The organism is Legionella lytica (assembly GCF_023921225.1).
In the GTDB taxonomy this organism is placed as follows: Bacteria; Pseudomonadota; Gammaproteobacteria; order Legionellales; family Legionellaceae; genus Legionella; species Legionella lytica.
Genome location: NZ_CP071527.1, coordinates 923,848 through 949,076 on the forward strand (window position 1 = coordinate 923,848; position 25,229 = coordinate 949,076).

A 25,229-nucleotide genomic window follows, 5' to 3' on the forward strand; every position below is an offset into this window, starting at 1 on the left:
CTTCAGCACCTTGTAATCGTAATTTTTTCTTGAGAGGAACCGCTGCCGATAACCAATACGGCTTTATCAAAAACACCATCCACGATGTAACGACAACCCTGAAGGCGATAATTGACCATGACGGACTCTGATTTTTTAAATAGCCCTCGACTTCTTAAAACTAGCAGCGCGGGCGCTTCACTTTGAGCCATGGTTCTTGGCATCTCAATAATCGTTTTGACGCCATTGTTATAAACTCTAACTGGCTTAAATCGGGCATTGCCTTGAATGCGATAATTGAAGTTAAGATCGCCTAGATATTCATTGGTTTCTGGTAAGGTATCTACTTTTCGTCTTTCAGCCTGGATGCGTTGTAGTAACTGCCATTTGGCTTTAGCTTCATCAGGATAAGTAAACGAAATGTAAGGCATAAATTCGGTTCTATCTGACTTTAATCTAAAGTGATATGTTCTTCTGTCTGTGGTGACTACCAAAGAAGAATCAAGCCCTACATCTTTAGGTTTTATTAGCAGATGGATTTGTTGCAGTGCCCCAGATCCTGTGAGAGATGGTTCAACAACAAAGCGTGGGTCACCGACGTTCATGTCGTTAAATTGCTCACCTGGTTGAAGGGCAATATCACACACTTGTAAAGGGGCACAAACTACCCTAATTTGCCCTGATCCATAAATAAAACTGACTGAACCATCAGCAGAAGCAAAGGGTATACTTGTTTTTTCTCCTTGTTGTGTACGCTCCGCAATATCTAAACCTTGTTTTTCCTGACTCGATAGCATGGGTACAGTATCCGAAAAATAATGCTCGGCCAGAATAGTGTTATCCAATGCAAAACTTGTGAGCGGTGTTAATAAACAAAATACCTGCATTATTCTTTTCATTGCTGTTCTCCATGCTTTAATTCGTAGGACCAGTTAAAATCACGCACATAAATCAGGTGGGGATTTTTTAAAATGGATTCACTGGTGGCATCATTGATTTCATTCTCTTGATACAGAGTAATCATCGCTTTCATCATGCGAGGCTTTTCTTTAAGCGATCCATCACGATTTCTCACCGTTTCAATCCAGTCGACTTGCCAGGTCTCATCGGACTCTTGAAGCACTGAACGAATGTCTATGCTCACAATCTCAAAGGCAGCTCTTTCAAAGGGATTAGATTGCTGTTTGTCGCTGTAGAACTCTTGAATCTTGGCCAAAGCCGCATCATTGGCATTTAAATAGGAATACACCTGAAAAACTGCTTTCTTTTGCAGTTCGGTATCAAGGCTTACCATGCGAACGTTTTCAATAAAATGAGCAGCTGCAGCACGATAATCATCAATGCTTGCCTCACCAACCTTATCAGCACGGGTAACTGATAAGGTATTGCCATTGGCATCTTGTTGAAACACCAAAGGGATAAATTTGGATTGGCTACCTATCGCGATGAGCCCACCAACAGCCGCCAATGCGATTAACAGACTACCTAATCCCACCAATTGCCAAAGGTGTAGTGATTTCATCAGTCCTGCGGTATGAACATTCCAGGCGCGTCTGGCGTTGAGATAAGGGTTATTCGTTATACTTTTTTTCATGCTGCTTCTCCGTACTGAGCCAAAGGAATACCTTTTTCTGAAAGCCATTGAGAGACCCACTCACTTTCATACTTCGATTCTAATTGCTTCATACGCGCAATCGAATCGGGATCTGTTGCACCAACAAACGCCAAGGCATAAGGTCCTAACGCCAATTGATAAAGTCTTTGGCCTTTTTCACTGACGTAGTAGTAATCACGCTTGGGTTGAGCAGATGCTATGATGTCTATCTGGCGTGGATTTAAGCTCATGCGCTCATAAATGAGTCGGGTCTCAGGATCTCTTGCATACAGATTGGGTAAAAAGATTTTAGTGGCAGTTGATTCAACAATAATATCTAAGATTCCAGAGTTGGCTGCATGAGATAAATGTTGGGTTGCCATAAACACCACACAGTTTTTCTTAGCCATGGAATCAAGCCATTCAGCAATCTTGTTTTTAAACACAGGATGCGCCAGCATTAACCAGGCTTCATCAAGCAAGATTAAGGTGGGGCGACCATCTAATGAGGTTTCAATCCGCCTAAAGAGATAAAGCAACACAGGCAATGCAAATTTTTCACCTAAGCCCATTAAATGCTCGATTTCAAAAGTCATAAAGGAAGACAAACCAAGCCCATCACTTTCTGCATCCAATAAATGTCCCATCAAACCATCAATAGTGTACTGCTTTAATGTTTCTCTGATGGGTTCATCCTGAATCGTCATGACAAATTCTGATAAGGTTTTAGAGCTACTTTGATGCATGCTTAGAATGGCATGACCGATTTCATTGCGCTGAGCTGGTGTGGTATTCAAACCATTCAAAGCTAGAATCGTATCAATCCACTCCATAGCCCAGGCTCTATCCGCTTTAGTTTCTAAAAACTGCAAGGGCGCAAAGGCAAGGCGAGAGTCTTTGCCTGCGATAGTGAAATGCTCCCCACCTGTTGCCTTACAGGTTGGATACATAGACATGCCTTTATCAAAAGAATAAATACGTGCATCTTTATATCGACGCCAGGACAATGCCAATAAACCAAGATGGGTTGATTTCCCAGAGCGTGTTGGACCAAACATAATGCCGTGACCTAAGTCTCTGACATGAAGATTCAAACGAAATGGCGCATTACCACTGGTGACACAGTGAAGCAGAGGCGGTGATTGAGGTGGAAACAGGGGACAGGGTGCTTTATTTTCACCTGTCCAAATGCTGGATGTTGGCAACAAGTCTGCCAGATTCATGGTATTCATCAGAGGTCTTCTGATGTTTTCAACACCATGGCCTGGTAGACTACCCATGTAGGCATCCATAGTATTAATGGTTTCTGTTCGTGCGCTAAAGCCTAAAGCGTTGATATTCTTTTCAATAAATAGGGCGGCTTTCTCAACGCTCGTTCTATCCTCATCCATTAATACAACGACGGATGTATAGTAGCCTTGACCCACCATTCCTGAATTGGTTTCGGCAATGGCTGCTTGCGCGTCATTAACCATGCTGAGTGCATCTTCATCAACGATACCGGAGCTGGTATTAAACATTTGGTCAAAAAAGCCTCTGACCTTTTGTTTCCACTTTTTACGGAACTTAGTGAAATGAGCTACAGCTTCATGGGGATCCATGAATATGAAGCGAGAGTTCCAGCGATATTCCACAGGCAATTGAGTCAACAGCGTTAAAATACCTGGGTAAGATTCCATGGGGAATCCTTCAATAGCAACACATTGAATGAACTTTCGGCCAATTTTGGGTGTTATACCTGGAATTAATTCCTGACCACCTATGAGTGCATCCAGATAAATTGGATTTTTAGGCAGATTTACGGGGTGGTTAATCCCTGTGACACAATATTGAATGTGTCTTAAAAAGTTATCCTGAGTGACTTTATTGTTTTCATTGATGAATATTTCTGAGCCTAACCTTTCGAGGTGAAGCGCAGCGCTCATACGAGATTCAAAGTTTCTGCATGATTGCTTGAATGTTTCAATTAATTGATGGGTTTTTTCTTTGTGGTTTAATTTCTCCCCTGAATCATCAAACATCAATTCAACAAAACGCTTTTGAGCCAATACAGGTGGATACCAGGTTAGGGTGATAACAAAATAACCTTCATACAAAGCACCAATACTTTCAAAGTATTGCCTTCTTTCCTCGTCAACAGCCTTCGACACGAGATCGGGGAAGTATGAAGCACTAGACTCACTATAACTAGGAGCAGCACGTCTTATGGCATCTACATGAATCATCCAGCCATTACCCATAGAGGACATTGCCTGATTGATTCGAAAAGCCATCATTTCACGCGCTTCATCGGTAGTGTTGGCAATATCCTCACCTTGATAAAGCCAGGCTGCCATAAACGATCCATTTTTACCGATAATTACGCCATCATCGACAACTGCCGCATAATTCAGTAAATCAACCAATCCTGCTGTATGACTTCGATGTTTTTTGACATGATGTTTACGACTTTTCATTTGAGCTGTGCTAAACAAAATACCTAATAGCAATAGCCCCGTGATACTGATTAAAAAGGTAATGAACTGGATCATAAATAACCCCCTTTATTATTACGAAAAGGGGTTGAACGAGCTGGGTAATATGCCTGATAGCCTCTTTGTCTCAGATAAACTGCTCTCATATAAGGATCAGCCTTTGCCATAAGCCTTAGACCTTTTAAAGATAAAAACCAAAGGGCAAAACCAAAAATAGCGGCAAGCCAATCCTGAGCTGCGAATACTAAGATTGCTGACAGTAAACCTGAGAACATAACCAGCTCGCGGTCACCACCCATAAAAAGACTTGGGCGGTTACCACATCTGCGTATAGGAATGGTGCGAAGACTCATGGCTGTGTCTCCATAGCTATTTTTGAGACTGAAGGTTTAGCAATTTCGGCTCCTTTGCCTGTAATTGCTGTCATGGTATTTTGTGCTGCAACTAAGAATGCAAGCACCAGTACAATAAAGAGAAGGGTTCGCAAAAAGCCATTCATTTCACCACCAAAAATCAGCGTGGCTCCTGCGCCAACCAAACCAATAATTGCTGCGGTAAATGCAAATGGGCCTGTTATGGATTTTTGTATTTTGGTCAGATACGAGTCAAAAGGTAATCCTCCACCTGCGCTAGATGCACATGCAGGGTGTGTTATTAACAGAAGCAATAAAACAATCGCTCCCATCATCAATAGACTTCGATAATTTATATTAACTGCTTGGTTCATACCTATTCTCCTTAAATAAGTTGTTCGATGTTGTAATGACCGTTTTCATACCCTTTAACCGATATGATTTCTTCAACTCTGCGTCCTTGCGGTGTTCTTGTGATATGCACCACACAATGAACCGTTTCACCAATCAAAGGTTCAATTTCAGCAGGTGCTGCGGGGTTACGAGTAATCAGTGATTTCAAACGATGAAGTCCTGCAAGACAGTTATTGGCATGCAAAGTGGCAGCACCACCCTCATGACCAGTATTCCAGGCATCGAGTAAATCCAATGCTTCACTGCCTCGCACTTCACCGACAAGGATTCGATCTGGCCGCATCCTAAGTGTGGTTTTCAAAAGCTGGGTAATATTGACATCAAGAGTAGTGTGATATTGAACGCAATTCTCAGCTGCACATTGAATTTCACCAGTATCTTCAATGATGAAGACGCGCTCGGATGGTGAACTTCGAACCATTTCATTGATAATGGCGTTCACTAATGTAGTTTTCCCAGACCCCGTGCCACCAATAACTAGAATGTTTCGATGTGCAATAACAGCTTTTTTAATCACTGCACATTGTGCTTCTGTCATAATTTCTGATTTTACGTAGTCGTCCAGTGTAAAAACCGAAATGGCTTTTTTACGAATTGCAAATGTTGGCTTTGAGACCACTGGTGGCAGCTGCCCTGCAAAACGTGATCCATCCAGTGGCAGCTCACCTTCCAGTATCGGATTAAAACGGGTTATTTCCTTACCATGAAAGCCTGCAACAGTTTTAATGATGGATTCAGCACGAGCGTCATTGATACTACCTATACAACGCATTGTTTCACCAAGACGTTCCTGCCAAAGTTTGCCATCCGCATTGAGCATAATTTCAACGGTTTTAGGATCACTTAGCGCCTGTTCAATCATGCCACCCAAATCACGCCTTAGCTTTTCACGGGCGCGGTCTTTAACCGTTATCCCTTGTTCTTCTTGTGCTTTCATACGAATAATCCTCGATGTTTTTATGCTGACTTCAAGCCGTGTTTGAATTTGCTAATTAAACGGTCAACAATGCTTTCCTTATTGGAAGGAGAGTCGCTGAACCATTGATCTTTTTGGCGTTCTCGATAAATACGTCTTTGGATTTCATCACGGTGAACAGGAATTGATTGAGGGGCATCGAAAGCAAGGCGAACTTCACCATCACGATAACCCACTACAGTGCAGTAAACTTCCTCACTGATAACAACAGATTCCCCAACTTTTCTTGTTAAAACCAACATATTGCTTCTCCTTCTATTATTTAAATAAATAGGCTTTGCACTGCCTGATATTCTCTTCAACCACTTCTTTGCTGGCTGGTTGATATTTTTCTGGTACGACATTAAAAGAATTTCGTCTTTTAATATCACGACAAAATCCAATCATTTGCGGCAGGGTAGGAGGCATTTCGCAATGATCTCGGCAATCAATAATGACCTGATTCAAAATCTCATCACTGAATTGACTTAAGCCTTCCAGCCACTCCTTCTTGGCAAACTCCAAAAAACCATCGCTCTTGAACTGACTGCGCCACAAATGTCCGTAGTAAACTGCAAAGCGAGTAAACAAGTTTTCAATACATTTTTTTCTACTGTCGGTAGCATTGCAGGTTGATGACGTTTGACTGCTTGTATTCGTCTTCATCGGTGATTGCTGCGTCTCCTGTTTCTGGGTTCCAGAATGGATCAATGGCTCCGCTCTTAGTATTTGTGCCGCACTTCTCATTCCTTTTCTCCTGCGTTAATTCGACTTTGACTTCATCTTCCCAACATTTTTGAGACAACCAATTGGCTGGAAATTTCCATGCTGGAACCCATTCCCCATGGGCTTCTTTTGCTGTACGGGTTTTGATTTGTTGATCCAGGGCTTGCAGCATGCTTTGCAGCAAAGGCTCATCTGGATTGATTTGTTTAAAGATTTCAAAGGCACGTTCACGTGACTTTTTCTCGGGGTACATACCCCAGAAATGGTCGAAGCGTTGTAATAAATAAATATAATTATTTTCTTCTATTAGAGGTGTGTCGGCTTTTAGGATTTCATCTGTGTCGGCTTTTTCCTTTACACCTTCAGAATACCCTGTATTTACAGGGAGTTTTGCATACGGCTTTGTGTCGGCTTGCTGTGTCGGGTTTGTGCCGGGTTTATTTTGGACACAATAACTGATATCCGCCAGAAGACATTTTAAAATAAGATGTTTATCGAAAGACTGAATGACAATAAGACCGGAGCGTTCAAGACCTTTAACGGCTCGTCGAATTTGCTGGCGGCTAGGACTCCCAGATTCTGTAATGCCTTGATGGGGTTCAATATAAAGAACCTCAGCTAGCGATTGGTAACTAATACGTCGTTTAATCCCTACTATGAAGGTATTGCGATCCATGTAAGGTCGAATACCTCTTATGTAGGTTATTTGCTGTATATATGAAAGCCCACTGAGCGCATCCAATTCATTGTCATTCACTGTAAAGTACATAAATAGTCCGTTATTCCTTAACTAAAAGTCTTAGCACCCTAGGAAACTTGTGGTACCATTTTGAGAACTTAAGACGTTTAATAACTCTAAATGTATTTAATTACTCAAAACGAGTAGTTAATAAATCTCAAAATAACACATAATGAGTTATAGTCAATATATAAATGGATTAATTTATTAACCAAACACCGTGGAATAGGTATGAACATCAAAGAGAAAATCGGCCAAAGAATCATGAATGAACGAAAGGCCAAAGGATTGACGAGAAAAGCATTGGCTGAGTTGACCAGTGAGCTGAAAATTTCTCGTATTAATAATTATGAAAGAGGGGACCGAACTCCTGGTCCAACAGAAATTAAATTGTTGGCAGATGCACTGGAAGTTTCAGCTTCTTATTTGATGTGTTTAACTGATAACCGTGAAGGGAAGATGACGAAATCCCTTGGCATGGGGGCATTGATTCCTGTCTTGGATTACAAACAAGCAATTGATCCAGCTGCTTTCATCCAGAAAATTAAAGAAGATGTTGATACTAAAATTGAGTTTATTCCTGTCAGTACAGCTGTTAGCGATAGCATTGGAAAAAATGCTTTTGCACTGCAGATTAAAGATGAAAGCATGATGCCCGAGTTTCGGATTAATGATGTCATCATCGTAGATCCAGATACAAGCCCCAAACCTGGAGATTTTGTAGTGGCCTTGATGGAAGGGGATCAGGAAGTAATTGTTCGCAAGTATAAGCAATTATCGGCCTCCAAAGAGACTCACCAGTTTGAGTTAATCGCACTTAATGGGGATTGGGCTGACATTCGTGTTGGTTACAGTGAGATGCAAGCCCAGATTATTGGATGCAGTTTTAGTCTGGTTAGAGCATTAAAAAGCTAAATACTTAGGAATGTTCCACCGCAATCCCGATAGTCATTGCCATGACATGTTAAGAGTATAATTTGATGTTTTTTAGATGCACGGTGCAGAATTTGTTTCATTTTCTCGCGTCTGAGATCATCAGAATTAACTAATGCGTCATCGAGAATTACTGGAACAGAAGCTCCTTTTTCAGCCAGTAAGTCTGCATAGGCTAAGCGTAACAAAATGGCAAGCTGCTCCCGAGTACCTATACTTAAGTTTTCAAAGGGTTCTCTAACACCATCCCGCAATATATGCTGAAGTGAAAACTCTTCATCGATTACTGGCTCTGAATTAGGGAATAAAATTTTTAAATAGGGTGTCATTGCCTCTGTTAAAGGTTTAACCAGCATTTCTTTGGCGGATTGGATGTTCTCTTTTATCAGTTGGCACAATAAGTTTAATGAACCAACGTGCATACCTAGTCGTTTGACTTCTTTGCTAATGTCTTTTAGCTCCTGTTCAGCTTGCTCTTTTTCTTCAGCCAGTCCTCGATGACCACTCGTTTGCAGCTCAATAGTTAAATCTCTAACTTGCTGCTTTAGGTCAGTAATTCTGTTTTTAGTAGAATTTAAAACGCCCTGACGTCTCTCGACTTCAGATACAGCACCCTCATGATCGAGGTCTTTTAATGTACTTTCAAAAGATTCCAGTTTGTTCTTTAGCTGTTGCTTTTCTTTAGCGATAGACTGTTCAGCACTTTTCAGTTCTTCATCTGAATGATCATTTCGTGCTGCGTCCAGTTTATTATTAATTGCAGTCAAAATTTCTTTTGTTGTTGATAGTGCTGTTTTTGCATGTTTAAGCGCAGCATCTTTTATTAGAAACTGATCATGTGCTAGTCGTTCATTATCGCTGCAATTAGTAAGTTCGTTAGAAGATATTTCTTCCTGTTCTTCGGCTATTTTTATAGAAACATGTGCTGATTCGCCCAATAGTTTTTTTAAACTCGCTTCCTCTAATTGGTTCTCAGTTAATTCTTGTTCTAATGATTTGATACCGTTAGACGCAAGAACATCAATTTGGGTTTTTAGTGAGGTGATTTCATTTGAAAGGGAATTTTTCTTATCTAGCAGATCCTCTGCTTCAGTCATTGAAGTAATCTGGTATTTTTCAAAAGCAGCAAAGAGCTGTATCTTTGCTTCTTCTAATTTTGTTTGTACCGCACTTAGTTCTTCTCCACCAGGGATAATGAAAATATGACTATTACCAAAAGTTATTGTCGACTTATTGGAAATAAGTAATTCCCCCTTACCAGCAACAGATTGATCATTTATTTTCACTGAATCATTTTTAATTGAATATTCAATTCGGGTGGCTATAGTGTCAAACTTCATTTGCAGTGAACTAACTTGTTCAGTAAGCTGTTTGAGATTTTTTAAGACGATAGCATCTAGTTGTATTTGTGATAGATTGTTCTGTTTTATTGTAATGTCACTATTCAGTGCTTGTATTTTTTTAAGTTGCTCATCAATGCGTTTGATATGACTTTGAACTCCGACCAGTTTTTGATAATCTCTTGCTTTTTTTATAGCTAACTGACTTTGCTCATGTTTTTTTCGAGCTGTAGCCAAAGCTTTTTGGGCAGTGTCCAAATTTGTTTTGAGCTGATTAGTTTCAGCTTCTAATTCCTTGATCTGTGACAGAAAGGCATCATGGCTTTTGGTTTCTTTATCCAGATTATCAATTAGTTTACTTCGTTCACCTAAGGCAGTTTCAGCAGTTTGATGCTTAAGTACAGCGAGTTTCAGATCTTGCTTACATTGTTCATATTCTTTATTAACTTCTTCCACATGCTTTAAATGCTTTTGTGCTTGTTCAAGTTGTTCTTTGTCATTTTCTTCAATCTTATCCTCAACTAGAGAGGCCAGTTCCTGTTGATAGTCAGATAGTTTATCCACTTTTTTCTGGTAGGTATTTAATTCATTTATCAGGTCTTCCAATTTTTGTTCAGCAACAACTTTGGCATCCAGTTTTTCTTTATATTTACCCCGTGGCTTTCCACCTTTCTCAGTTTGAAATTCATTCAGTTCATCAGTAAATTTGTTCAAAAGGATTTCACCTTTCCCCTGGCTCAGCATATCGGTTAATTCATGACTGAGTACATTTTGGATGGTCTGACTGGCTTTGGTGTTATTTGATATGGAGACTTGGTGCCAGGCGTTACCTTGCTCAACCCATAATACCCCATAAATCCCTTGTTGCTCCGATTTGGCTAACCCTCGTTCTACATTATCGAATTTTAATAGTTCAGCTAGCTGAATTTCAGCCTCAGAACCAGTCCATTGAACACCCTTTTCATTGGTCAATAAGGCTCGTCCATCTTTTTTCTTAGAAAATATCTTTTCAAGGGTATAACTGTTACCAACTAGTTCAAACTCAATCTTAATTTCTGGGCTACCCCCTTTGTAACCAGCAAAGTCATCAGCGCCCATGCCGTTAAATCTGTCAAATAATATGGCTCTCAATGCACGTAAAAGGGTGGATTTTCCTGCCTCATTATCGCCATAAATGACATTTATACCGGAAGAAAGTCCTGTTAGTTCAAAAGGCTTTTCATACTGTTGAAAATTTTCAATTGCAATCGATTTTAGCAACATAATTTAACCAACCCCTTTATTTGATTGCAGCTCTTGCCAAAGCATTTGGATAGCTCTATCAGCAAAGGGATGCTGTTCATTTGATTCATTCTCTTTGATCGCTAAAAGTTTCTCTAAGGTATTACTTAAGAATCCTGCGGATTGAAAAGCCTGTAAATCCTGTTCAGAAGGACTTAGCTTTAGATTTGTATCGTCTATTTCCAGCATTGCGAACTTCGCTTTCCAGCTGTCTAGCAACTGTTCTAATTTCTGACGATTCTCCAAAGATAAATTACCATCTAAGCTCAATGATATTACCTGGTTTTTAGCAGATTGAAACTTTGAAAAATCATCATTTAGAGCTTCGATATCATTTGCCGTAAATATAGCAAATTGAATTTTATGCCATTGGTATTTTCCAGTATCTAAGGATTCAACCCTTGGCATGTGGTCATTTTTATTTAGTGTCACCAATAAAGCCTTGCCCGGCTCGTTATCTTGAAATCGATCTTGTTCTGGCGTTCCGGCATACCATGCTTTAGTTGAGACCTTCATTTGGCCATGCCAGTCACCTAAAGCGAGATAGTCCAATTCTGCTTTTTCGGTTCGCTGATAAGATATCATATTATGAATTTCAGCAGATTCAGGTAGGAATCCTTCAATCGAACCATGTGCCAGTCCCACTTTAAAAGCTGATGAAGGGGCTTGGAATGTATCATACCATTCTGTTAAATCTTTATATTCATGGCGTAATTTTAATGGTGCCGGCAATATTAGAAGTTTATCATTAGCAACTGATATAGGTTCAGGGTCCAAAGCCAAAATAATATTATCTGTTTTTTCAGGTAAGTTTTTCATTCTTGTCCAAACACTTTGCGCCAATGCCGGATCATGGTTACCTGGCAATAATATCCATGGTCCTTTGTATTCCTGCATGGCGTTGAGTGTTTTTCGGATGGTGGTATCACTAATTTCGTTGGCATCAAATACATCACCTGCAACCAAAATGGCGTCAGCTTTATGTTGATTTGCAAGGCTGCCAAGGGTCTTAATGACATCGAATCTTGCTTCGCGAAGGAAGGCGGCAATGTCACCTTTTATATTGGCGAATTGTTTCCCGATTTGCCAGTCAGCTGTGTGTAGGAATTTCACTGGACCTCCTGCAATATCTTATTACATTCATCTACAATATACTCAGGTATTAGATCAAACTTAATAGGATCTAGCTGACATATAAATTCATTCTCTATGTGATAAGTTTCATTAATAAATTTTTGAATAATCGAATTTTCAATTTTTGTACCAAAAAGCCTAAACACTTGTAACTTTTCGTATCCGTTTTGGCAACTCTGATAAAGAGTTTTTAAGCTGTTCTCATCTGATATGCAATTCAGCATATTCTGGTAATCAAAGTTCGTTACTTTTTTTCTAATTTCATCAATACCTTGAGAAAACTTGATAGGGTCCATCTCTGGGTGTCCACTCGATGTCTCTTCTCGTGAATCAAAAGCCTTTTCTCTTTTGTGAAAAAGATTTGATAAAACCTGATATGCATCACCATGATCATCCATAATCTCATAGTGGCGCCTTAGATATATAAGTTTGATGACATTGTCACAATCTGATTTGATAACATTTCCGCATATCTGGGCAAATGTCTTAATATCATTTTCGCAGATTGACTGCTCAAACACTTGGCCTTTTTTATATCTTAGATAAGAGGCCGAGACCTGATTATGAAACTGTTTTTTCACCGATTTAAGGGTGTCAATTATCGGCTCAATGTCATGCGTTAACATTAGTACGGTTTTGCCTTTAAGACATGATTTTGAATCCCTTCGGAATAACATTTCTAATATTGCAAATTTTTTATTTTTGTCAAAGGACGATATGGGATCATCTAAGATTATTAAATCGGATTTTTTAGCCAAACACTCATACATAAATAACACAATAGCAAAAGCATTTCTCTCGCCAAAGCTTAGATGCTGGTTCCCACCACTAAGATGTTTACTATGGTCAATATGCATTAGCTTAAGTTGAGAGTTTCCCTCTTTTCCTGATATTTTTACTTTATATCGATAACCAGCATATGACAAAAAATTATTAATATCAGTCTGATGCTTTTTAATGAGTTTCTGCATTTCCTTCCGTTGGATATTAATCTTCGCTTGTAACTGACCACCTTTAACTATTAGTTCATCAATCGAAGTATTGATTGATGTGATAGCCTCTTGGGTTTTAACTGACTTAAGATTAGAAAAAAAATCAAGGCTCAACTTATAGGATGGTAATTTCTCCTCAACCTTTTCACCTTCTTTAAAGTGGAATCCTGATAGTGTTCTGAGGTGTTCTAGCTTTTCAATGAAAATATCAATTTGTTCTTTAACATTAACGATAAAGGCCTCATGTTCTTTTTCAATTCCATCCTTTAATTTTGTGATGGAGATGAGCTTTTCTCTAGCTTCATCTGAAAAATAATCACCAAGCTTATTCACCATATCGATTATGCCGGTGAGGTTTTTTATCAAATTTTTATCGTATTCTTTACTGACTCTACTAATTTGTTCTTTCTTGCTGGTTGAATCAGTTGAGCAAAAAGGACAAACGTTAGCCAAGTTTGAATATTCTGCATGCCCTTTTGTTTGCCAATCTATCCAGTTGACGTTTTTATCACTTTGAATGAATGGAGTATATGATTCCAGTCCTTGAGGAATGTGTGTAATCTTATTTCCAACCGACAGCCCCTTTGATCCGGTTGAAGACTTTGAAAGTTGGCCTGAACTTGTCAGTTTAAATGCCCCGCTTAACTCCTTAAGATTATAGATCAATGTTTCTAATTCTGGGTTGTTTGTAAATTGATGCTGTATATTTTTGACGATTTCCTCAATTTCTTGCTCTGTTTTTTTATATGCATCAGTTCTGATGAAAATGTCGAAACTGTTACTAACAAGTTCTTCGGGCTTAAAAATAAACTGGTTGACGTAATCCTCATTAAAACACATTACATTTTTAACATTATCCGCACCGATTACTTTTGGTTGTACATTGCTTGGATTGTCATCCCTATATTTAAAAGGCATCAAGCCTTCTAAAGTACTATTATCTCCAGTTGAATAGCATTGTAAGGCTTTGGCAATAGTGCTCTTCCCTGTTCCATTATATGCAAATTTTATATTTATTATGTTTTCAGTAATCGATAATTTTGCTGAATCGATGTTATTACAGTTTTGGATTTCAACATTCATCTAAGTGTCTCTTTTAAATCTATTTTATCAGTCCGACAAGTACTGCTCTGAAGCTGTTTAGACCCGCTTCAAGATTTTCGATGATCTCCTCAGCGAGGTCATCTGGCTCAGGCAGGTTATCCAGATCAGTCAAACTTTTGTCCTTTAACCAGAAAATATCAAGGCTTGTTTTGTCTCGCGCAATTAATTCTTCATAGCTATATTTGCGCCAGCGTCCATCTGTGTTCTTTTCAGGGTGCCAAGTTTCTTTGCGTTCACTTGGATTATTGGGGTTATAACATTCAATGAAATCTGCCAGATCGTCAAATCGCATGGTTTTTTTCTTGAGTGTATGGTGGATATTTGTACGGTAGTCATAGAACCAGACATGTTTAGTCCAAACATTTGGGCTAGCGGGTTGGTTGTCAAAAAATAGGACGTTTGCTTTAACCCCATTAGCGTAAAAAATACCTGTTGGTAAACGCAGGATGGTATGTAGGGTGGTATTTTCAAGCAGCTTTTTTCGGATAGTCTCGCCAGCGCCACCTTCAAATAACACGTTATCTGGTACCACAACTGCTGCCTTACCCGTGGTTTTTAGCATGCTGCGTATATGCTGTACAAAATTAAGTTGCTTGTTCGAAGTGGTTGCCCAAAAATCCTGGCGGTTATAGGTTAGATCATCAGTTTCTTGTTCGCCCTCTTCATTGGTAAAACTCATTGAGCTTTTCTTACCAAAGGGTGGGTTTGCTAGTACATAATCAACGCTGACATCGCTTGCTGCTATCAATGCATCATTCGGGGAAACCAGACTATCGCCATCAATTTCGCCAATGTTATGTAAAAACATATTCATTAAACACAAACGACGGGTGTTTGCGACGATTTCATTACCATAGAATGTATGGTGTTTCAGAAACTGCTTTTGCTCTTTGTCGAGTTGATAGTTTTCGGGGTTTGTTAAAAAGTCATAAGCTGCAAGGAAAAATCCACCAGTACCGCAAGATGGGTCGGCTATTGTTTTACCTGGTTCAGGTCGCACGCACTCCACCATTGTGCGAATCAATGCCCTCGGAGTGAAATATTGGCCCGCACCAGATTTTGTATCTTCCGCATTCTTTTCCAGTAATCCTTCGTAAATATCACCTTTAACATCTGAACCCATCATGATCCATTGGGTACTGTTTATCATGTCTATCAGGCGATATAACTTGGCTGGATCTTGAATCTTGTTTTGCGCTTTCGTAAAAATTTGCCCCAGCATGCCTTTTTGTCTGCCAAGCTCACGTAACAACTCAACATAAAGCACTTCAAGCTCAGCACCTTTCTTGTTGGTGAGTGTTTGCCAGTTATACTTTTCCGGGATACCAACATCACGATTGTAGGGTGGTTTGGCATACTCATCCGCCATTTTCAGAAAGATTAGATATGTGAGCTGTTCAAGATAATCGCCGTAGCCTACACCATCATCGCGTAGAGTGGTACAGAAGCTCCAAACTCTGGAGATGATAGAAGAAGTATTCATCAAATTTGTTCCTTAAATTTAAACTTAAATGTATATATGGGCAATTTTTACTTTCAAGCCTCGCTGCTAACTTTTTTTCGGCTGTGTTTGATTGCTGATTTATTAGCTGGCTTTTTTTTGTGTTCTTTCTCGGCTCTAATCCGTGCTAATAATTCGCTGGCTGATTCATCACTTGGGTCTTGGGGTACAAGCCTACCGGAAAAAGCTTTTTTCAGGATCGATTGACGGAGGGTTTCCGCTTTTAATAGTTGTATCTCAATTTCCTTAGAAACTTGAGAAATAGATTCAAGTTTTTCATTGATGATAGTATCTATCAAATCCATTTCCGAACTACCACAAACAGGAACAACGATGCTTTGAATCCTGTCTTGTCCAATATTGCGCATAGATTCTTGATTTCCAGTACTTCTCTTCATAATTTCATTGCGACCATAGTGTGAGCGTAAGTACTGAAGTACATATTTTTTATTTATACTGCTGAGGTTAATTCGCAATGTTTTATCGCTTAACATTATGGGTTTTGTGACTTTTCTAGAGATTACACAAGCACCTACTAATTCAATGGTATTTGCACGGCTAAGAATAAAATCACCACTTCTTATGAAGTAATCCGGATTTACCCTGGCCGTATCAAGACAGGTTTTACTTTCAGATTCATCATACTCACCCCATGTTACTGCACTAACTTTCGCAACCCCAATTTCACCAGCAATTGGTTCGCGCTCATCGCATTTAAAACTTTTACCGGCATCGATTTTATCAATAAAATTACCTAACCTTAAAAATACCCATCCTTCTGGTAGCTTATACAGATTCTGAACCTCAGATATCAATAATGAAGTTATTTGTTCTGGCTCTTTTGGTTTAGTCGGTTTACGTTTCGCTTTCCACTCATTCAGTTGTTGCTGATAATGAGTGTTGCGCTCATGTTGGATGCGGGTGAGTAGTTGTTCTTGGGTTTCCAGTTTCTCGAAATTTTCCTCACGCCACTTGGCGGTAAGTTTGCCTTCAAAGGCATGTTTGAGTAAGGCTTGGCGGTACCCCTTGAGTTGTTCGCGGGCTTTTTTGAGTGCAATGATGCCGTTATCTAGCTCGGAAAAAAGTTCTTCGATTTTAGCAACAATACGTTTTTGTTCGTTCAGAGGAGGCAAATCTAGTAATTGTATTTTAATTTGTTCCTCTTTTACGGCTGGATAACTAACTCCATACTGCTTACCTGAAACCAAATTAATGAATTCACCGGTCAAGACCTTAAAGAACAAAAATTTTTCGTCAAGACCAAATGATGGTCTTAAAACGCAAAATCCAGTCGAGGCAATTTGGTTGTTTAAACGGGATGGTACAGCGGCTATATTTTTTAAATATGGCCTAACCAGTGAAAAAAGAACATCTCCAGCCTTGATTACTTGCTTGGCTCTAGACGGAGCATCCTTAAGAAGGAAGGTTTTAGTAAAACCTATAGTATTTTGCTGGTTGTCAATTGCAGAAATATCTACATACTCAATTTGAGTATCTTTATCCCAATCTCCTCCAATTTTTCTAACGTCAGTGACAAGATCGGATAGGCTACACGTAATCCATCCGCTTGGAAGTTGATTTTTCATTATGCTACTAACTCCCGATTCAATTCATCTATCACCCAATCCATGCGACCACCAAATAGCTGGTGCATACGCCCTAAACCACCTTGGGCATTAAAAGGTGCCATATCCAGATCGTCGTGCTCAAAGTGGCAGGAGCTGGCCATATGATCTCGAATTAAATGCAGCCAAGCCATTTGTTGCTCGTTAAATTTGTCACTGTTACCGGAATGATATTTCATAATCCAATCCTGAAAGTTCTTTCTAACAATTTTGTTAAATGGGGTGATGCATTTGTCGATACCACAAACACGGCGAATCAGTGCCACCAAGGCGGTCAATTCACTTATGGGGTTATCACCGTGATAGTTGTCGATATGTGCATAAGCATGCCAGATGCGCAGCGGGGCAAGTTTTGGTCGATCTTGCTTGAGCTGTTCCAGCAGGGCTTTGATTTGCGGATATGTGATTTCAGAGCGCCGTGCCGGAGTATGAAAATAAATACTCAGTGCATCTATTTCGTTGGCTTGCTCTTGAAGGTACTGAGCAAACTCTTGGGTTAAGGCATTGGCATTTTCGGTGGTTTCACCAGCCCATTCAGCTTTAAGTAGGGTATCCAAATCGTCGTGAACAATAGTTTGTTCTTTGTCACGGCGAATCGTGTCAATTAGCTCAATGAGTTCACCATTAAACATATTGGCCACTTTACGCACCAAATCTTTTTGTGCCTTATCGCGGGCGATCTCCCCTGGATCGGTGCCCACTGGTTGGCCCGTTATTTCTAGTGCTTTTTGTTCCACTCGGTCACCATCAATGGCATTAAATAGCTCACCGACAATCATCAATAATGGTGTGCCACCAGCTTTTTCAGCTATGCGGGCGCGTTCTTTGTCGTCTAGTTGTTTATCGAGCCGTGCCAGGCGACCAGCAAGCGAGGATACTGTATCGTTGTCACTTGCACCCATCATGACACCCATTGCCAAATCTTTGAGTGATACTCCGGGTTTGGTGATTAAAGGTTGACTGGCAGTTTTCAACGATTGGGTGACACCAATGGCATCGACAATCACGTAATGCGTTTTTGCACTTTGTGCTGAAGGTGTGACCTTTTGCAGACTGTCTTTTTCCAGCGTTCGGGTGCCGCGACCTTTCATTTGCTCGAAGTAGTTTCTGCTTTTCACATCTCGCATAAATAGCAGACATTCCAATGGTTTGACATCAGTTCCGGTGGCAATCATATCTACGGTGACAGCAATACGCGGGAAGTAGTCGTTGCGGAACTGGGCTAACACCGATTTTGGATCTTCACCTTTTTCTATGATGTTGCCATCAGCATCGGTTTTGTCGTTAGCTACTCGATAGGTGACCTTTTTACAGAATTGATTGCTCTCCCCAAATTCTTCACGCACAACTTGGATGATGTCGTCAGCGTGACTATCAGTTTTGGCGAAGATCAGCGTCTTAGGTACTTCCTTGCGACCAGGGAATATAGAGGGTAAAGCATCTTTAAATGTATGAATTACAGTACGGATCTGGTCAGGGTTAACTATGTTTCTATCCAGTTGCTTGTTGGTGTAAGCTTCCTCTTCGTCCTGGGTTTCCCAACGTTTACGACGGGTAGTGCGCTCGCGTTTTTCCACCTGCTGTTTAGCGGTAATCATTCCACCTTGTTTGGTTTTTTCGGTTTCAATTACAAAGATCTCATTACCGACGTTTACACCATCGGCTACAGCTTTTTCGTGGTCGTACTCGCTGACCACATTCTTACGGAAGAAACCATAGGTACGATTATCGGGCGTTGCAGTCAAACCTACCAGATAAGCATCAAAGTATTCGAGTACCTGTCGCCACAGGTTGTAGATGGAGCGGTGACATTCATCGATGATGATGACATCGAAAAACTCGGGTGGAATTTTCTTGTTATATACCACTGGTAAGGGCTCTTTAGGGCGGGTGTACTGTTCTGCTGGGTTTTGTTCTTCCAACGTTTCATCAAGTGGTTCATCTTTTAAGATGGAATACATACGCTGGATGGTACTTATACAGACTTGGGCATCTTTGGCGATGTACTGATTTTTTAGCCGTTGCACGGTGTATAGTTCTGTGAACTTGCGGTTATCGTCATTGGGTAGAAAACTCATAAACTCCTGTTCTGCCTGTTCCCCCAAGTTTTTTGTGTCTACCAGAAACAAGATGCGATTAGCACTTACAGGCTCTTTTAACAAACGATAGCTAGCGGTGATAGCGGTAAAGGTTTTGCCAGAGCCAGTGGCCATTTGCACTAATGCTCGTGGTTTATCTTGCTTAAGCGAAGCTTCTAAATTGGCGATTGCTGTAATTTGGCAATCGCGTAGACCATCGGTTTTTAATAGTGGGAAATCTTGTAGGCGGCCGCGCAGACTTTTGCTCTCACGCATCCATTTGGCTAATGTTTCAGGGCAGTGAAAATTAAAAACTTCACGTGAACGAGGATTAGGGTCTAAGTTATCTGTAAAACGTGTGATCACTCCAGTGCTTTCATATATGAAACGCAATGGTTTTTCGTTATTGACCCACTTTAGTTTCGCGCTTGCATAATTAAAGGATTGCTCTTCAACGGTAGTTATTTTTTCGCCCCAATACTCCGGCTTGGCTTCAATGACTCCTACTGCCTGTTTGTTCACGAACAGCACATAATCAGCAGGGCCAACATCTGTTTGATATTCACGCACGGCCACACCCAGAGAGGCAGAAAAGTCTATTTTTTTCTTATCTTGCACATCCCAGCCTGCTTTTCTGAGTCGAGCATCTATCTCATCGCGGGCTATTTGTTCGGGATTCTGGTTAACCATTTTTCCTTCCTGGTGAATGAGCCACGCTCTTAATTATTCATTTCGGTTTGCTGTGTGCTTCCAGCTTCTATCCAAGCATCAACTTGAGAAATCTTAAACTTCCAAAGTCGTCCAATTTTATGGGCTGGCATTCCTTTATCATTAATCCATTTGTATACAGTATCTCTCTTAACCCCGAGATACTCGCCAATTTCATCAACCGATAACCACCTATCATTCATTGCTCTTCTCTTTTAATTGTTTGCAATATAAAAACAAGTATAGCCAATGAAAAAGGGATCACATTAGGCTAAAAAGGTTTAAAACCGGTTATGTTAATGAATTTATCTTGATTAATCAATTTTTAAGCATGATTATATTCAAAGTGTTCTAGTCTTGATTTATTTGCGGGGTGGGTCTGTTCTATGAATTATTAAATTCATAGAACAGACTCGGCATCACAGAAATTAAAAATATTAATGGCCAATCAGCATAGTGAAATAATCAAATAGGCTGTGTGCCTTCGAAGGTCCTAAGAACTCTTTTCCAGCTAATACCTGGCTGAGCATTAATGGGCTAGCTTCAAGTATCTGAGCTAGCTCCTTACAGTCCAATTCACTGTAGGACAAGATATAATCAATTAAATATTTCTGGGTATCTTTTTTTAATTGAAACTTAACATTAATAACAGGTTCCGAAACCTCGATAAAACATTCCATGTAAAACATCCTCGCTTTCATATTATTACGGCATAGTCCAGTCAAAAAACAGTAAACCATAGCCGTGATATCGATAAAATTAGTTTTTTTACATGAAAAAGATCAGAGGTAAAATGCAATTTTGATTAATTTGTTACCTATTGAGGCTTTTCTCTTAAGCAGCTGTTACAACCTTCGAGAGTTCTGAATCTTTCGTTTGCTCGATAACAGGTCTGATTCTTTTTGCGATCAAGTAAAGGAAAACAGCACCTAATATTGCCCACATACCCAGCTGGTTAAATACATGCAGGTAATCACCATTAGATAGCAATGGATTTGTGGATTCACCTTGGGTCATCGCATTGGAAAAGTAATGAGATAAAGAGGCTGATACGCCTGATACCATCATCCAGGTGCCCATAAGTACACCTTGTAAATGTGGAGGGGAAATTTTGCCAATCATGGCGTAACCGACTGGTCCTATTAATAACTCTGCAATCGCTTGCGAGGTGAAATGGAGCATTACCCAATAAACACTAACATATCCATGCTTATTAGCTGAGAGAATACCGCTGGATAAGCAGAAGAAAGAGCCCGCTAATATCAGGAATGCCCAAACAAATTGTTTGGTTATTGATACATTGTATCCTTTTGCTTGCAGTCGTGTGAGCACAATCGATAACAACGGAGCACCGATAATGATCACCATGGCATTGATATTCAAAAGCCATTGGGTCGCCATTTCATAATGGAATAAATGTTTATCAACATTGTTTTTAATAAATAGGGTTATGCCCATTGGGCCTGTGAAGTAGATCATCCAGAATAAGATTGATGTTACTGTCAGTATTAGAAAAGTCATTATCTTTTGTTTATCCAAAGTCGATTTTTGTTGGTAGCCAAGATATAAGATGACAAAAAACATAATAACGCTCAGGCCTACTACAACTCCATTGCTGAACTGAGCTTTATGAAAACAAAGCAGAGTGAATGGAATAAGAGATAATATAATTCCCCAGCCAATAGCTTTTTTGAAGTTTAGTGAAGTTTTGCTTTTAACATTGAGCAACGGAGTGTCGCGATCATTTAAGTTTGTCCAGTAACCCCACATTAGCAAAAGCGTAATTACGTTTGGAATGATGCTGGCATAGAGAAGCGTTTGATATTGATTGGAGTAATCAAAAAAGCCACTGATGATGTAACCCGCGCAAAAGCCTACATTCATGTAAGAATAACTTAAGAAAAAGGCTTTATCTCTGCGGTTATCATTCGGCGCAAAACGTTGTGTCAGTATACTGTTGTATGCAGTAGTGTTTAAGCCACATCCTACCAGAAATAAACTCAGTCCAAGATAAAGCAACGATTTAACTGAAAGTGCTAAAAGTAAAATACCGATCGTTTGTATGGCTGTGGTAATTAAAAATAAGGCTCTGTTACTTAGATATCGTCCACCAACCACTCCGCCGAGTAAATGCAGAATATAGTTAAATGCTAGAAATAACCCAACAATGCTGTTTGAAAGGGTATTCGTTAATCCTAATTGTTTAGTGAGAAACAGAGATAATGAAGAATATAGAATCGCATAGGAAAAGGTTGAAAAGGCCTGTATTAAATAAAGAGGCATTATTCCTTTAGGCATTTTTTCTGACAACATAATTTTTCCCTAAAACTATTTTTGAAGGTGACTCTAACATTTAAAATGGATAAAATTAATCCTTTTCTGCTATTATCCTGTTTTGAAGATAGGATAATTAATATTTAATTTGTTGTATGGATGTTTAGGAATGAACAGTATTACTAAAGTTTCATGGGATGAAATCAAACACAAAGTAAAAAAAATAAACAAGTCAATGTATCGTGTTATTGAAGAAATTAAACCTGACAAAAAAATACCATTCTTTGTAGCTCGTTATAAATTTGGTGAACATTTCGGCATTAAAAATCATGCTTATCTCCCAACCACCAACGGTCAAATGGAAAAAATTGACAGCAAGCACACCGATAATTATTTATTCAACCATCTTGGTTATGGAAAAAATAGTTTGCCCTTGGGCTTAATACTGGATAAGTTTTGCGAGTGGCATTATTTTGGTGAAGATGAGCGCATCTTTCCTGACTGTGTACAGGGTCCTGGTGCAATTTTTAATATGCAGGTTATTTTTGATGAGGATCAGACCGTCGATAACAATGTGCTCTCTGTTTCTTCTGGGGCTCTTTCGTCCTTTTTATTACCGAATATCGGTTGTAAAAGAAAGCATACAAGAATTCAAAAATATTTTAATGTGGCTGTTCCTGCACCTAAATCTCCTTATGAGCATTACCTTGTATTTAAAGAAATATTGAAGGATAAAAATACTATAGATAACTGGTATAGCGAGATTCTTTATTTTTCAGAGCAATTTATCAATGAAGTTAAACATAATGATAAATGGCTTAAGCTGAAACTGTATTTCTCGGAGTCGTTAAGGAAAAAGCTGACGCAAAATACTTACGATGCTTCTTGTAATGATCTATTTCTCAGTGCCAAGAGCATTAATCGTTTCAGACCTACGCCATTTATCATGGATACAGCAAAATACATTTTTAATATTTGTATGGGCTCAGGTATTGGCGTTAAACCGGCAGTTGATGAACAGTATTTTCCAGTTAAGACAATTCAGAAAATTTATAATGAATGTTATGACTTGGAATACACAGCGACAGTTATGGTTCCGTCAACTTTGAATGGTCAAGCTGATAGTGTTTATTATCCCTTACAGTGTCCCTTTGCCAAGATTAATACGTTTAAAACCAATCAAAGCAATAGTGCTTATAGTGAACTGGAAATGCTAAAAAATGTGCTGTTGGCTTATCAGTCGGAGTTTACTGCGGATAACAGTTCCGCTTTTGGAAGCCTTCTTTATCATGTAAGCAAACAAACGGAGTTTTCTTTTTACCACTATAAATCCTCTAGTAATAAAAGCATTAATAGTTCTGAAGAACTAGAGGGAACAGATAACAGATTTGCTTTTTCTTATTGCAGCGATAAAACGCAATTTGCCAGCGATGCGAAGTTATTTAGAGGTTGCGTTAGATTAAGAAAACAATAAGGTTATATAGATGAGAATATTAGAAACAAAACGATTATTTCTACGAACTTTTCAAGAAAAGGATGTGGAATCATTAATTGCCATTAACCAGGACCCAAAAGTAATGCAGTTTTTCCCAGCCATACCCACGCGGGAAGAAACCATTGCATTCATAGATAAAATCATTTCTCATCAAGAAGAAAAAAACTTTTCCCTATATGCTGCTGAAATTAAAAATACTGGTGAAATGATTGGTTTTGTAGGTTTATTTACTGCAACATTTCAAGCTCATTTTACTCCTGCGGTTGAAATTGGTTGGCGTTTATCCTCAAAACACTGGAACCAAGGCTATGCAACAGAGGCCGCCAAAGCGGTGCTTGATTATGCTTTTAGGAAATTAGATTTGGGTGAAGTAGTTTCATTTACATCGGTATTAAATAAACCGTCTATTCGAGTAATGCAAAAGATTGGCTTGCATACTACTTCAGAAGATGATTTTGACAATCCAAAGGTACCGTTAGGGAGCCCACTTATTAGACACGCGTTGTATAGATTAAAACGAGCGGAGTATTTATCAACTTAGTGTTAAATCGTCAACTGTCAGATCGAGCAGCTTCAGGTATTCGTTGCTAATAGTCTTTTTTTCGATTGGTGGGATGTATACTGTTGTTATTGAAGAAATAATTGATAACTCAAGGTTACAAAGTTGAATCCATTCAATTCGGGGGGAACAAGTAGGCAGGGAAGGGGCTTCATAAAGACATATAGAGTAATTCGCTTGATAGTAGCCACTTAGATAATCTTTTAAAATTGCTAGATAGTTAGTTTTTTTCCCATCAGTTCTACCAAAGTTTGCAACTTGCCAAAGTATTAAATGCGCATGAACATCAATGAACCGTTCAAATAATACCAGCTCTGTAGCTTCAATTGAAAAACATCCCTGATCACCTGGGTCAATTTCAAGATCACTAAATAAGCAGTCTTGGGTAGATACTGCTGGCAGAATGATGGCGTCACCACCATCTTTCTTAATTTGTCTCACGGCATTAAGTGCTGAGTCTGCAAAAACGGTAGGGTGGCCGTAAAAAACAACACATAAAATTGAAACTTTCTTATATTCTTCAATAATATGATTTGTTAATGCTTGATAAGCTTCAATACGTTTTTCGCTGCTAAAGTAGATAGAATCCAACGATTCAGAATTTTTTGCTTCTCGTTGAATCCATTGTTTTAGGTTATCTTCATTGAGAAGGTAGAGTACCTTATCAGCGTTTTGAATAACTCGTTTAGTTTCTTCGGTCAGATGGGAAATCGATTTAATTCCCGACCCTACTACTATAAGCTTATGCATTAAATTGTTTTATGTTCACTATTTTATTGCTATCAGGCTGGTACTGTTTTTGTATTGAAACAATTTTATTAGAATTAGCCTGGCTCTGTTTGTTTTGATTTATATCTAACAATAAATCTTTGTGGCTGATCAAATACTCATTCCCTACAGCATATTCAAGTTTGTCCATTAAACTCATTTTGATGTCACCTTATATTAAATTCTGATAGCCATTGTACAAA

23 protein-coding genes are annotated in these 25,229 nt (G+C 39.2%); 3 read left to right on the forward strand and 20 right to left on the reverse strand.

Features of this window, described 5'->3' with window-relative positions; translation table 11 throughout:
- Positions 1–2 precede the first annotated feature (2 nt).
- The 9 genes from trbG to J2N86_RS04165 are packed head-to-tail and all read right to left on the reverse strand — an operon-like array spanning position 3 to position 7,264.
- On the reverse strand, positions 3–878 hold the full coding sequence (gene trbG / locus J2N86_RS04125; protein WP_252581118.1) for a P-type conjugative transfer protein TrbG: 876 nt from the start codon (positions 876–878) through the stop codon (positions 3–5).
- The gene (locus tag J2N86_RS04130; RefSeq protein WP_252581119.1) at positions 875–1,573 is read right to left on the reverse strand and encodes a conjugal transfer protein TrbF; all 699 of its coding nucleotides are present in this window, start codon (positions 1,571–1,573) and stop codon (positions 875–877) included. The genes trbG and J2N86_RS04130 overlap by 4 nt, the downstream gene beginning before the upstream one ends.
- Positions 1,570–4,104 (reverse strand): VirB4 family type IV secretion/conjugal transfer ATPase, encoded by a 2,535-nt coding sequence (locus J2N86_RS04135; protein WP_252581120.1) that lies wholly within the window; start codon positions 4,102–4,104, stop codon positions 1,570–1,572. Before J2N86_RS04135 ends, J2N86_RS04130 begins: the two co-directional genes overlap by 4 nt.
- Complete coding sequence (locus J2N86_RS04140; RefSeq protein WP_038839093.1) at positions 4,101–4,400, reverse strand: conjugal transfer protein TrbD; 300 nt, start codon at positions 4,398–4,400, stop codon at positions 4,101–4,103. The genes J2N86_RS04135 and J2N86_RS04140 overlap by 4 nt, the downstream gene beginning before the upstream one ends.
- Positions 4,397–4,774 (reverse strand): TrbC/VirB2 family protein, encoded by a 378-nt coding sequence (locus J2N86_RS04145; RefSeq protein WP_289781843.1) that lies wholly within the window; start codon positions 4,772–4,774, stop codon positions 4,397–4,399. The genes J2N86_RS04140 and J2N86_RS04145 overlap by 4 nt, the downstream gene beginning before the upstream one ends.
- Before the next feature lie 11 nt (positions 4,775–4,785).
- A complete protein-coding gene (gene trbB, locus J2N86_RS04150; protein WP_252581121.1) occupies positions 4,786–5,751 on the reverse strand; it encodes a P-type conjugative transfer ATPase TrbB in 966 nt (321 codons plus the stop codon).
- A gap of 20 nt (positions 5,752–5,771) precedes the next feature.
- On the reverse strand, positions 5,772–6,032 hold the full coding sequence (gene csrA / locus J2N86_RS04155; protein ID WP_018576443.1) for a carbon storage regulator CsrA: 261 nt from the start codon (positions 6,030–6,032) through the stop codon (positions 5,772–5,774).
- A 16-nt stretch (positions 6,033–6,048) separates the two neighbouring features.
- Positions 6,049–6,360, reverse strand: a complete 312-nt coding sequence (locus J2N86_RS04160; RefSeq protein WP_018576444.1) for a vir region protein — start codon at positions 6,358–6,360, stop codon at positions 6,049–6,051.
- Positions 6,361–6,379: 19 nt separating this feature from the next.
- Positions 6,380–7,264 carry a hypothetical protein gene (locus J2N86_RS04165; RefSeq protein ID WP_252581122.1) on the reverse strand — a complete coding sequence of 295 codons (885 nt, stop codon included), beginning with the start codon at positions 7,262–7,264 and terminating at the stop codon, positions 6,380–6,382.
- A 201-nt stretch (positions 7,265–7,465) separates the two neighbouring features.
- Between J2N86_RS04165 and J2N86_RS04170 the strand changes: the two genes are divergently transcribed.
- Positions 7,466–8,149: a helix-turn-helix domain-containing protein gene (locus tag J2N86_RS04170; RefSeq protein WP_252581123.1), complete on the forward strand. Its 684-nt coding sequence runs from the start codon at positions 7,466–7,468 to the stop codon at positions 8,147–8,149.
- Here the strand turns inward: J2N86_RS04170 and J2N86_RS04175 are convergent.
- From J2N86_RS04175 to J2N86_RS04215, 9 genes are all read right to left on the reverse strand, one after another.
- Positions 8,146–10,770 (reverse strand): AAA family ATPase, encoded by a 2,625-nt coding sequence (locus tag J2N86_RS04175; RefSeq protein ID WP_252581124.1) that lies wholly within the window; start codon positions 10,768–10,770, stop codon positions 8,146–8,148. The genes J2N86_RS04170 and J2N86_RS04175 overlap by 4 nt on opposite strands.
- A gap of 3 nt (positions 10,771–10,773) precedes the next feature.
- On the reverse strand, positions 10,774–11,901 hold the full coding sequence (locus J2N86_RS04180) for a metallophosphoesterase family protein (RefSeq protein WP_252581125.1): 1,128 nt from the start codon (positions 11,899–11,901) through the stop codon (positions 10,774–10,776).
- Positions 11,898–13,997: an AAA family ATPase gene (locus J2N86_RS04185; RefSeq protein WP_252581126.1), complete on the reverse strand. Its 2,100-nt coding sequence runs from the start codon at positions 13,995–13,997 to the stop codon at positions 11,898–11,900. Before J2N86_RS04185 ends, J2N86_RS04180 begins: the two co-directional genes overlap by 4 nt.
- A gap of 19 nt (positions 13,998–14,016) precedes the next feature.
- On the reverse strand, positions 14,017–15,501 hold the full coding sequence (locus tag J2N86_RS04190) for a class I SAM-dependent DNA methyltransferase (RefSeq protein ID WP_252581127.1): 1,485 nt from the start codon (positions 15,499–15,501) through the stop codon (positions 14,017–14,019).
- A 53-nt stretch (positions 15,502–15,554) separates the two neighbouring features.
- The gene (locus J2N86_RS04195; protein WP_252581128.1) at positions 15,555–17,105 is read right to left on the reverse strand and encodes a restriction endonuclease subunit S; all 1,551 of its coding nucleotides are present in this window, start codon (positions 17,103–17,105) and stop codon (positions 15,555–15,557) included.
- Positions 17,105–19,912: a type I restriction endonuclease subunit R gene (locus tag J2N86_RS04200; RefSeq protein ID WP_252581129.1), complete on the reverse strand. Its 2,808-nt coding sequence runs from the start codon at positions 19,910–19,912 to the stop codon at positions 17,105–17,107. The genes J2N86_RS04195 and J2N86_RS04200 overlap by 1 nt, the downstream gene beginning before the upstream one ends.
- 29 nt (positions 19,913–19,941) lie before the next feature.
- Positions 19,942–20,133 (reverse strand): methylation-associated defense system helix-turn-helix domain-containing protein MAD1, encoded by a 192-nt coding sequence (gene mads1 / locus J2N86_RS04205; RefSeq protein WP_252581130.1) that lies wholly within the window; start codon positions 20,131–20,133, stop codon positions 19,942–19,944.
- 234 nt (positions 20,134–20,367) lie between these two features.
- Positions 20,368–20,610 (reverse strand): hypothetical protein, encoded by a 243-nt coding sequence (locus J2N86_RS04210; protein WP_252581131.1) that lies wholly within the window; start codon positions 20,608–20,610, stop codon positions 20,368–20,370.
- Between the two features lie 154 nt (positions 20,611–20,764).
- A complete protein-coding gene (locus J2N86_RS04215; RefSeq protein WP_252581132.1) occupies positions 20,765–22,243 on the reverse strand; it encodes a peptide MFS transporter in 1,479 nt (492 codons plus the stop codon).
- A gap of 130 nt (positions 22,244–22,373) precedes the next feature.
- On the opposite strand from J2N86_RS04215, the gene J2N86_RS04220 reads away from it, so the two are divergent.
- Both J2N86_RS04220 and J2N86_RS04225 read left to right on the forward strand, forming a co-directional pair.
- Positions 22,374–23,678 carry a hypothetical protein gene (locus J2N86_RS04220; RefSeq protein WP_252581133.1) on the forward strand — a complete coding sequence of 435 codons (1,305 nt, stop codon included), beginning with the start codon at positions 22,374–22,376 and terminating at the stop codon, positions 23,676–23,678.
- Positions 23,679–23,688: 10 nt separating this feature from the next.
- Complete coding sequence (locus tag J2N86_RS04225; protein ID WP_252581134.1) at positions 23,689–24,240, forward strand: GNAT family N-acetyltransferase; 552 nt, start codon at positions 23,689–23,691, stop codon at positions 24,238–24,240.
- On the opposite strand, the gene J2N86_RS04230 is transcribed toward J2N86_RS04225, so the two are convergent.
- Both J2N86_RS04230 and J2N86_RS04235 read right to left on the reverse strand, forming a co-directional pair.
- On the reverse strand, positions 24,232–25,008 hold the full coding sequence (locus J2N86_RS04230) for an SAM-dependent methyltransferase (protein WP_058522552.1): 777 nt from the start codon (positions 25,006–25,008) through the stop codon (positions 24,232–24,234). The two genes, J2N86_RS04225 and J2N86_RS04230, sit on opposite strands and share 9 nt — an antisense overlap.
- A complete protein-coding gene (locus tag J2N86_RS04235) occupies positions 25,001–25,186 on the reverse strand; it encodes a hypothetical protein (RefSeq protein ID WP_252581135.1) in 186 nt (61 codons plus the stop codon). The genes J2N86_RS04230 and J2N86_RS04235 overlap by 8 nt, the downstream gene beginning before the upstream one ends.
- Between the last annotated feature and the right edge of the window lie 43 nt (positions 25,187–25,229).